Genomic DNA, 9456 nt, shown 5'->3' with positions numbered 1-9456 from the left:
AAGGCGTCAGCCCTGTCACTGCCAATACAGAATCAGGATCAGGATCAGGATCAACGCGCAGGAATCAGCAGCTCGCGCAACCCACTGGAATGCTCGACAATTTCCCCCCGCAACTTCAGGCGCTGATCATCCAGATACCGATAATCATGCCGCGCCGCCGTCAGCTGGTTCAGGTCCAGCTGCACCGCAAACTGCCCCTCCTCCCGCCCGGCCTCGAACAACAATCTGCCCAGCGGGTCCACCAACGCACTACCGCCTGCAAACACCAAACCGCCATCGCCCTCCTCCACCCGGTTGACCATCAGCGCAAACGCCTGGTTTTCCTGGGCACGGGCCATGATCGCGGTGCGGTGGGTCGGGCCGTAGGGGTCCATGTTGCCGTTGGTGACGATCAGCAGTTCGGCTCCCAGTTGCGCCAGGGCTCGGGCGGTTTCCGGGAATTCGATGTCGTAGCAGATCAGCAGGCCGACCCGCACACCCTTCCATTCACACGTGGCGTAACGGTCGCCGGCCTCGAACACCCCGCGATCCGATGCCCACAGGTGCGTCTTGCGATATTTCAGCGTAATGCCTTGTGGCGTGATCAGCAGCGTGGTGTTGTAAAAGCGGCCGCGGTCGTTCTCGGCCACGCCGATCACCACGGCAACGTCATGTTCCCGAGCCGCAGCGAGTACCGCGCTGACGGTCGGTCCGTCCAGCGGTTCGGCGGTTTCTGCAACCGTCTCAAGCGACGGAAAACCCATCAGGTGGGTTTCCGGGAACACGATCATCTGCGTATCGGCGGCACACGCGGCAATCGCCTTGAGCGCGCGTTCGAGGTTGTAAGCCGTGGCGTTATCACGGCCCGCCAACTGGGCGAGTTCGACTTTCATGGGTATTCCTTGTGCTTGATCGGCGGGTAGAAAGATTGCCCGCTCGGTGTCTGTGCGCCAGTATGCGCAGCAAGCCCGCGGCCGGGAAATCACGCCGCTGGGGTAACCCGATAGGGGTAGAGGCATGACACTTTCGCTGGATGACATCGCGTGGCACCGCTCGGTCGGGCAACTGATCGACGCCTTGGATAAGCCCAATTTCTGGACGCAGCTGGTACGGCTGCTGGATCAGTACGTCCCCTTCGACAGTTGGGTGGCGCTGCTTTTCAGTGCCGACCAGCGCCCGCAAGTGTTCGCCGAGTGCCCGGGCGCGGACGGCAGCCCCGATCAGTTGTTCCAGGATTACCTGCGCGGTTTGTATCTGCTTGATCCGTTCTACATTGCCTGTCGCGAGCAGTCGCGCACCGGGCTGTATCGCCTGTCGGAAGTGGCGCCGGAACACTTCGAGCTGACCGAGTACTACCAACGCTACTTTCGACTGAATGTGGTATCCGATGAAATCCAGTTCAATTGCCAGCTCGAAGGCGACCGCACGCTGTGTCTGTCGTTGGGCAGCAAGCAGCGCTTCAGTGGCGAGCAGATCGCCTTGCTGTCGCTGATCCAGCCTTGGGTACTCGGCCTGTTGCGCCAGCGCCTGCCTTACGAAATCAATGAGGTCGTGGCCCTCGCGCCAGCACCGTCGCAAGTCGACTGGCGAGTGCAGCTGGAAGCCTCAGTGCAGCAGCTCAAGGGCGCGCAATTGACGGCGCGGGAGTTGGATGTCGGGCGCTTGATGCTCAGTGGCTGCTCCAGCAAGGAAGTCGCCCGCAAGCTGGAAATTTCTGTCGAGACCGTGAAAGTCCATAAGAAGCACATGTACAGCAAACTGGGGATCAAATCCCAGTCCGAGCTGTTTTCGATTTTTCTCCAGGCGCAAAATGCCTGACGTGGTCTATTAGAGCGAAGCAGAAAAGCGCTTATTGAAACAAGCACGCCCTTGCTGATTTGCACCCTACGGCCCGCATCGCTACAGTCGGACTCAATATCCCTGGCCCATGGATGGAGCGACACGTGCTTTCAGACCTCAAACCGAATCTTCATCGCCTGTCAGCCGTTTCGCTGCTGGCCGTCGCCCTGACACTCGTTGCCTGTAAGACGCCGCCCGCCTCCACAACCGCCCCGCCATTGCCCACCGCTCCGGAAATCGCTTCCGGCTACCGCACCGACTTGCAGACTCGCCACGCCGACCGGCACATGGCCGCTGCGGCCAATCCTCTGGCGGCCGAGGCCGGGCGGGAAATGCTCCGGCGTGGAGGCTCGGCCATCGACGCGGCGATTGCGATGCAGGCGGTGCTGACGCTGGTGGAACCGCAGTCTTCCGGCATCGGCGGTGGCGCCTTCATTGTGCTGTGGGACGGCAAGGCGGTGCGCACCTACGACGGTCGCGAAACGGCACCGGCCGGCGCCAGCGAAAAACTCTTCATCCAGGCCGACGGCAAACCCATGCCGTTTGCCGCCGCGCAGATCGGCGGCCGTTCGGTAGGCACGCCTGGCGTGTTGCGCGCGCTGGAGTTGGCTCATCGCAAACATGGTCGCCTGGAATGGGCGACGCTGTTCGAGCCGGCCATCAAATTGGCGGAACAGGGCTTCAGGATTTCCCCCCGGCTGCACTCGATGATTACCGCCGATACAGCCTTGCCCAGCTCGCCCGAGATGGCCGCCTATTTCCTCAACGCCGATGGCAGCCCGAAAGCGGTCGGCACGCTGCTGAAAAATCCTGCCTTGGCCGGCGTACTTTCGCGTATTGCCCACGAAGGTCCCAGCGCGTTGTATGAAGGGCCGGTGGCCGCGGAGATCGTCGCCAAAGTGCAAGGCCATGGCAATCCCGGCAGCCTTTCGCTGAGCGACCTCAAGGGTTATGCCGCCCGGGAACGCGCGCCGTTGTGCACCGACTACAAGCGCTGGCAGGTCTGTGGCATGGCGCCGCCGTCGTCCGGCGGGATCGCCGTGGCACAGATCCTCGGGACATTGCAGGCCCTGGAACAGCGTGACAGCCGCTCGGCCCTCGCGCCGTTGAAACCGCTACCGTCAGACAAGCCCGCGGGGCTCGAGCCGGCGCCGCAAGCGGTGCACCTGATTTCCGAAGCTGAACGCCTGGCCTACGCCGACCGTGCCCAGTATGTCGCTGATGCGGACTTTGTCCCGGTGCCGCTCAAGGGTCTGGTCGATCCGGCTTATCTGGCCAGCCGCGCAAGCCTGATCGGGCCACGCAGCATGGGCAGCGCCAAGCCCGGCACGCCGCCGGGTATCCAGGTGGCCTACGCACCGGACCGCTCGCCCCTGCGCATTTCCACGTCGCAAGTGGTGGCAGTGGATGACCAGGGCGGCGCCGTGTCGATGACCACCACGGTGGAGTCGGCTTTCGGTTCGCACTTGATGGTGCAGGGCTTCATGCTCAACAACCAGATGACCGATTTCTCCTTCATCCCCGAAGAGAACGGACAGAAAGTTGCCAACCGCGTCGAACCCGGCAAACGCCCGCGATCGTCCATGGCGCCAACGCTGATCTTCGATCGCCAGAGTGGCGAATTCCTCGCCGCGATTGGCTCGCCGGGCGGATCGCAGATCATCGAATATGTCGCCAAATCGGTGATCGGCCTGCTGGACTGGAACCTGGACCCGCAAGCCGCCATCAACCTGCCCAACTTCGGCAGCCGCAACGGCGCCACCGAACTGGAGCAGGGCCAGTTCAGCCCGAGGCTGATCCAGGCACTGAAAGACCAGGGCCACACGGTGAGCGAGATCGACATGACCAGCGGCACCCAGGCGATCGTTCGGGTCCGCGATGCGCAAGGCAAGGCTTCACTGGCGGGCGGGGCGGATCCGCGGCGTGAGGGAGAGGCGCTGGGGGATTGAGCGCGCGGGGATCAGGTGAGGCCCGCTTGGTTTGATGGTGGATGGGCTGACGCCTTCGCGAGCAGGCTCGCTCCCACAATGGATCTGCGTGATACCAGTGACAACCCTGATCAACTGTGGGAGCGAGCCTGCTCGCGAAGGCGGCTCACTCAGCAAGTTCTCAAGTCGACAGCTGATTGGCGAACTGGCTCACCGCATCCACCACTTTCTTCGCCCCGTCCTGGATCTCAACGATCACCGTTCCCGCCTCGGCTGCCAGGGCCAGGCCCTGCTCGGCCTGATGTTGACCATCGGTCATCAGCGCCACGGCATTGCGAGCCATGTCCTGGTTCTGGCGGACCACGCCAATGATCTCGTCAGTCGCCTGGCTGGTTCGCGAAGCCAGTTGCCGGACCTCATCGGCGACCACTGCGAAACCCCGTCCCTGCTCACCGGCCCGAGCGGCCTCGATGGCCGCGTTGAGCGCCAGCAGGTTGGTCTGTTCGGCGATGCCGCTGATGGTCTTGACGATGGTCCCGATGACCAGGGACTGCTCGTTCAGGGCCTCGATACCTTGCCCTGCGGTTTGCATGTGTCGGGCCAGGTCACGCATCACGTCCACCGCCTGGGTCACGACGCTGGTTCCGCGCTGGGCGCTGTTATCGGTCTGCAATGACGTGCTGTAGGCGATGCTGGCGGCTTCGGCGACGGCTTTTTCCTGGTTCACCTGATCGGTGATATCGGTGGCGAACTTGACCACTTTATAAAGGCGCTCGTTGGCGTCGAGCACCGGATTGTAGGAAGCCTCCAGCCACACCTCACGGCCATTGCTGTCGAGGCGTTTGAAGCGGCCGGCGACGAATTCCCCGTTGTTCAGGCGTTTCCAGAAACTCTGGTAGGCCGCGCTGTTGTACTCCTCGGGTTCGCAAAACGTGCGGTGGTGCTTGCCCTTGATCTGCGCAAGGCTGTAGCCCATGGCATTGAGAAAACGATCATTTGCGGTCAGGACGTGGCCGCCCAGGTCGAACTCGATCACCGCTGTCGAACGGACCAGGGCGCCGATCAGGTTTTCATGCTCGCGGGAATTTTCGATGGTGCGGGTCAGGTCACTGGAGTACATCGAGAAATAACGGATTCGCCCATTGGCATCCCGTACCGGCTGGAGGATCGAGCGTAGCCAGGCCTCGTCGCCGTTGCCTCGTGCCAGGCGAACGGCACCGGAGAAGTGCTCACCGCGGGTCAGCGCGGTCTTGAAGCGAATCTGGAATTCGTTGGACCTCAGGTAGGCCGGCACCAGGTCCTCGACAGCGCGGCCGATCAGGTCCTGGCTCTTGTAGTGCATCTCGTCGAGAAAATTCTGATTGACTGACTGCACCCGTCCCTCGGCGTCGAGGGTCAGCGCCAACATCTCTCGGTCCAGGCTTTCCTTGACTTGCATGATGCTCGAGAGTTCTTGGCGAAGAGCCAGCAGCTCCTGCTTGAGGCGGGTGTTGAACATGGTCATGCTCCGGCAGGCAGAGAATCTGTTGTGTTCTCTTGCCATCGGCTTGGCGATTTGTTTCTGAAGAGTGCCGCTGGTCGGCCTGAAAAATAATCAAGTGGCGCTCGAACGCCGATCCGGCTTCCACGGTCATTGGAATGTTCCACCGCTGGCGTCCGACCGCTGATGCTTCGTCGCACCAGATAGCCATAACCATAAAAACCGAGGTGATTGCCGTGACCACTGACATTGAAGACAGCCGTTCCGCCCGCTTCGCATTGCGCTGCTCCAGTTTCGCCGAGCGCTGGTTTCCCGACTCCTGGGTCTTCGCCGCGCTGGCGGTGCTGGTGGTTGCAATCGCCACGCAGTTCATCGGTGCTACGCCCACGGCAGCGGCGGTGGCGTTCGGCGATGGCTTCTGGAGCCTGATTCCGTTCACCATGCAAATGGCCTTCGTGGTGATTGGCGGTTACGTGGTCGCCAGTTCGCCGCCCGCCGTCAAGCTGATCGATCGGCTGGCACGGATCCCGAAAAACGGCCGCAGCGCGGTGGCTTGGGTGGCCTTGATTTCCATGGTCGCATCGCTGCTCAACTGGGGCCTGTCACTGGTGTTCGGCGGCCTGCTGGTACGGGCACTCGCCCGGCGCAGCGACTTGAAAATGGATTATCGCGCCGCCGGTGCCGCCGCCTATCTGGGCCTGGGCGCGGTGTGGGCGCTGGGATTGTCTTCATCGGCGGCGCAACTGCAGGCGAACCCGGCCAGCCTGCCGCCGTCGATCCTGTCCATCACGGGTGTCATTCCTTTCACCCAGACCATTTTCCTCTGGCAGTCCGGGGTGATGTTGCTGGCGCTGATCGTGATTTCGCTGATCGTCGCCTACGCCACCGCTCCAGGGCCCAACAGCGCCCGTGACGCCGCCGCCTGTGGGATCGATCCGAGTTTCAGCATGCCGGCGTTGCAGCCTCGCACCCGTCCGGGAGAATGGCTGGAACACAGCCCGCTGTTGACCATCGCCCTGGTGCTGCTGGCTGCCGGCTGGCTGTTCCACGAGTTTTCCACCAAGCCTGCGATCAGCGCCATTTCCGGGCTGAACACCTACAACTTCCTGTTCATCATGCTCGGCGCATTGTTGCACTGGCGCCCGCGCAGCTTCCTCGACGCCGTGGCCCGCGCGGTGCCGACCACCACCGGCGTGCTGATCCAGTTTCCGCTGTACGGTTCGATCGCCGCGCTGCTGACCACGGTCAAGGGCAGCGACGCGCAGACGCTGGCTCACCATATCTCGACCTTTTTCGTACAGATCGCGTCGCATGACACCTACGCCTTGTTGATGGGCGTCTATTCGGCGGTGCTGGGCTTCTTCATTCCCTCGGGCGGGGGCAAGTGGATCATCGAAGCGCCCTACGTCATGCAGGTGGCCAATGACCTGAACTATCACCTGGGCTGGGCGGTGCAGATCTATAACGCCGCTGAGGCGCTGCCGAACCTGATCAATCCGTTCTACATGCTGCCGCTACTGGGTGTGCTGGGGCTGAAGGCCAGGGATCTGATCGGTTTTTCCTTTGTGCAACTGCTGGTACACACCCCTCTGGTGCTGGTACTGCTCTGGGCGTTGGGGACTACGTTGACCTATTTGCCGCCAGTGATGCCATAAAGCCATAAAAAAGGGCCGATATTTACCTCGGCCCACTTCTTCTTCGGCTCCGTCTGTTTCAGTATGGATACACCCTGTTCGAAGGGGCCCACACGCTGAAAAGGATCTGAGCATGTCCAAACTCGCCGTATTTTCTGTCGCCGCCCTGGCCTTCAGTGCCGCCGCCCATGCCGCCGACATCGATGTACAACTGGGCAGTACCGAACGTGTCACTCGTCTCTTCGCCTACCCCAACAACTGCAACGTCATCTGTTTTCGCAACTGGACGCTGGAGCAGACCGTCGAGCATTACCTGACCCAAAGCGTACAGCGCGACGGCTACGGCGCGGCCAAGGTCAGCGTCAAGCGCGATAACGACATCGTCTACGCGAACATCAGCGGAGTCCCGAAAAGTTACGGCCAACCGCTGGCCGCGCTGCTCAACGCCGGAGACCTGGCGTACAACGGCGCGACGAAACTCAACAATGACAAAAAGTGGGCCTACAACTGGTACCTGTTCCTGCCCCTGGGCATGGCCCTGGAAAATCGCAAGAGCGTCGAATTGCTGCACTTCCCGCCGGATTACTCGCTGACCCAGGCCCAGGATTACCTCGAGTCCGCCACTACCGACCGCTGGGCCACGCTGCTGACCGCCAATGGCATCGCCGCCGACCAGACGCCGGCTTACCAGACGATCATCGACATCGCGCCGATCGCGGCGCCGTCCAACGCCGGCCAGGCGCTGGAAGGCGTCTACGATTATTTCAATGACTACCAGACCACCATGGTCAAGCAGGTCAGCCAGAACGCCAGCGGCAATGCACTGCCGATGGTGGCTTTCGGTGCTCCGGTGCGGAACTGGATCAAGACCCAATACGGCCCGACCGTGAATGTGCTTGGCCTGGCGACCATCACCCCGACAGAAGGCGTCAAGGTTCCGGTACTCGGCTCGAATCACCCCAGCTATATCTGGTACGCCGCCGACCCTGAAAGCTATGACGGTGACCAGGCCAAGGCAGATGCTGCGGGCTTGAAAGTCATGGGACAGGACCTGAGCGCCGCATGCTGGCAAGCCGGGATGGGCAGCAAGCCCGATAGCGATCCGACCCAGCAACTGAACCAATGCACGCAGACATGGCAGGTTACCCAGAAGGAGAAAACCTGCGAGTTGTTCTATACCTCGATTCGCAAACTGACGCCGGCCGAAGCGGCGACAAAATGCGCGGCGCCGGCGATCAAGTCGCAACTTCAGCAACTGAAGGTGCCGATGCCGCTGCCTGCTGAATCAGTCTGAATCTGACGGAGCTTTCCCGCGTGAGCCTTGGCTGACGCGGGAAAGCGCCGCTGTCCTCAATCAGCGACGATGCTGATCACTGTCTACGCTCAGGGCGCGTCTGCGGGACGCAAGCGATACTGCGGCGGCAACTGCTCGAAACCGCTGATCGTGGTGTCCAGGCTTTTCCAGCGCCCGTCCTTGATCCCATAGATGCAACCATGAATGGACAGCTTCTGCCCGCGGTGCCAGGCATTCTGGACGATGCTGGTGTGGCCGACGTTCGCCACCTGCTGGATCACGTTGAGCTCACACAGGCGGTCCACCCGTTCCTCTTCGGTCGGCAATTTGGCCAACGCTTCGCGGTGCTCGTAGTACAAGTCGCGAATCGAGCGCAGCCAGCCGTCGATCAGGCCGAGCTGGCGGTCCTGCATCGAGGCGCGCACGCCGCCGCAGCCGTAATGGCCAGTGACCAGGATGTGCTTGACCTTGAGCACGTCCACCGCGTACTGGATCACCGAAAGACAGTTCAGGTCGGTGTGCAACACCACGTTGGCCACGTTACGGTGCACAAACAGATCACCTGGCAACATGCCGACGATTTCGTTGGCCGGCACCCGCGCGTCGGAGCAGCCGATCCAGAGGTATTCGGGGGTTTGCTGACGAGCCAGCTTGGCGAAGAAGTCAGGATCCTCCTGCTTGATCGCATCGGCCCAGCGCGCGTTGTTATCAATCAGATCTTGTAATTCATTCATGCTGTCCAGCCTCGATTGAGAGTGCGCAACTGTGACAGACGACCGCCGGTCGAGGTCACGTCGGCAGCGCGTTGGAATTCCTGGCACCGCAGCCGGTCGACTCATAGTAAGGCCCACAGTATGAGGAATTGCCATGAATGATTCACGACGTCCCTACGATGCGGTGCAACCGGAACCCATCGACGACAACGAAGACCGCATGGGCTCGATGCGTGAGCTGGAATTCGATGACGATGAATACGAGGCCAGGATCGGCGACGAGCTGCCTGAAAACGAGCGCGAGCAACTGATACCGGACGAACGTGTCCGTGAAGCAGGCATGACGGGGGCGTCCATGGATGACCGCCAGCCGACCGAAGATGATCTGAGCCCCGAGACCCTGATCCGCGATGATGGCGCCAGGGACGCCCTGGAGGCCGGCGAAGGTGAACAGGCCGATTGGGACCTGAGCGTCGTGGATGAAAATGACATTGGCGGCGGCGACGGCCTGGACGAAGCGGAAATGGCCGATATCGACCCGTTGGATGGCAAGCGCTGAGCAACCTCGCCAGTTCCTTGTGGGAGCGAG

The 9456-nt window shown here is 61.8% G+C and carries 7 protein-coding genes and 2 pseudogenes; 5 read left to right on the top strand and 4 right to left on the bottom strand.

Annotated elements, in window-relative coordinates; all coding sequences use genetic code 11:
* Window positions 1-50: 50 nt before the first annotated feature.
* A complete protein-coding gene (locus tag ACE04F_RS09000; RefSeq protein WP_486106005.1) occupies window positions 51-872 on the bottom strand; it encodes a carbon-nitrogen hydrolase family protein in 822 nt (273 codons plus the stop codon).
* A gap of 124 nt (window positions 873-996) precedes the next feature.
* Here ACE04F_RS09000 and ACE04F_RS08995 point away from each other — a divergent pair, with 124 nt between their 5' ends.
* Window positions 997-1797 carry a helix-turn-helix transcriptional regulator gene (locus tag ACE04F_RS08995; RefSeq protein ID WP_305498821.1) on the top strand — a complete coding sequence of 267 codons (801 nt, stop codon included), beginning with the start codon at window positions 997-999 and terminating at the stop codon, window positions 1795-1797.
* Window positions 1798-1922: 125 nt separating this feature from the next.
* Window positions 1923-3767 carry a gamma-glutamyltransferase gene (ggt, locus tag ACE04F_RS08990; RefSeq protein WP_486106003.1) on the top strand — a complete coding sequence of 615 codons (1845 nt, stop codon included), beginning with the start codon at window positions 1923-1925 and terminating at the stop codon, window positions 3765-3767.
* 160 nt (window positions 3768-3927) lie between these two features.
* Here the strand turns inward: ggt and ACE04F_RS08985 are convergent.
* A pseudogene (locus tag ACE04F_RS08985) lies at window positions 3928-4359 on the bottom strand (methyl-accepting chemotaxis protein); the annotation flags it as partial.
* 108 nt (window positions 4360-4467) lie between these two features.
* Window positions 4468-5154: pseudogene (locus ACE04F_RS08980) on the bottom strand (PAS domain-containing protein); the annotation flags it as partial.
* Between the two features lie 308 nt (window positions 5155-5462).
* Here ACE04F_RS08980 and ACE04F_RS08975 point away from each other — a divergent pair.
* Window positions 5463-6881 carry a short-chain fatty acid transporter gene (locus ACE04F_RS08975; protein ID WP_486106001.1) on the top strand — a complete coding sequence of 473 codons (1419 nt, stop codon included), beginning with the start codon at window positions 5463-5465 and terminating at the stop codon, window positions 6879-6881.
* Window positions 6882-6993: 112 nt separating this feature from the next.
* On the top strand, window positions 6994-8154 hold the full coding sequence (locus tag ACE04F_RS08970) for a hypothetical protein (RefSeq protein ID WP_486105999.1): 1161 nt from the start codon (window positions 6994-6996) through the stop codon (window positions 8152-8154).
* 89 nt (window positions 8155-8243) lie between these two features.
* Here ACE04F_RS08970 and can read toward each other — a convergent pair whose 3' ends face one another.
* Window positions 8244-8888 carry a carbonate dehydratase gene (can, locus tag ACE04F_RS08965; RefSeq protein ID WP_486105997.1) on the bottom strand — a complete coding sequence of 215 codons (645 nt, stop codon included), beginning with the start codon at window positions 8886-8888 and terminating at the stop codon, window positions 8244-8246.
* 133 nt (window positions 8889-9021) lie between these two features.
* Between can and ACE04F_RS08960 the strand changes: the two genes are divergently transcribed.
* Window positions 9022-9426, top strand: coding sequence for a serine kinase/phosphatase (locus tag ACE04F_RS08960; protein WP_486105995.1), 405 nt, complete (start codon window positions 9022-9024; stop codon window positions 9424-9426).
* Window positions 9427-9456 lie beyond the last annotated feature (30 nt).

It is taken from the genome of Pseudomonas sp. AGC41 (assembly GCF_057334555.1).
This window is presented reverse-complemented; position numbering and strand designations above follow the sequence as displayed.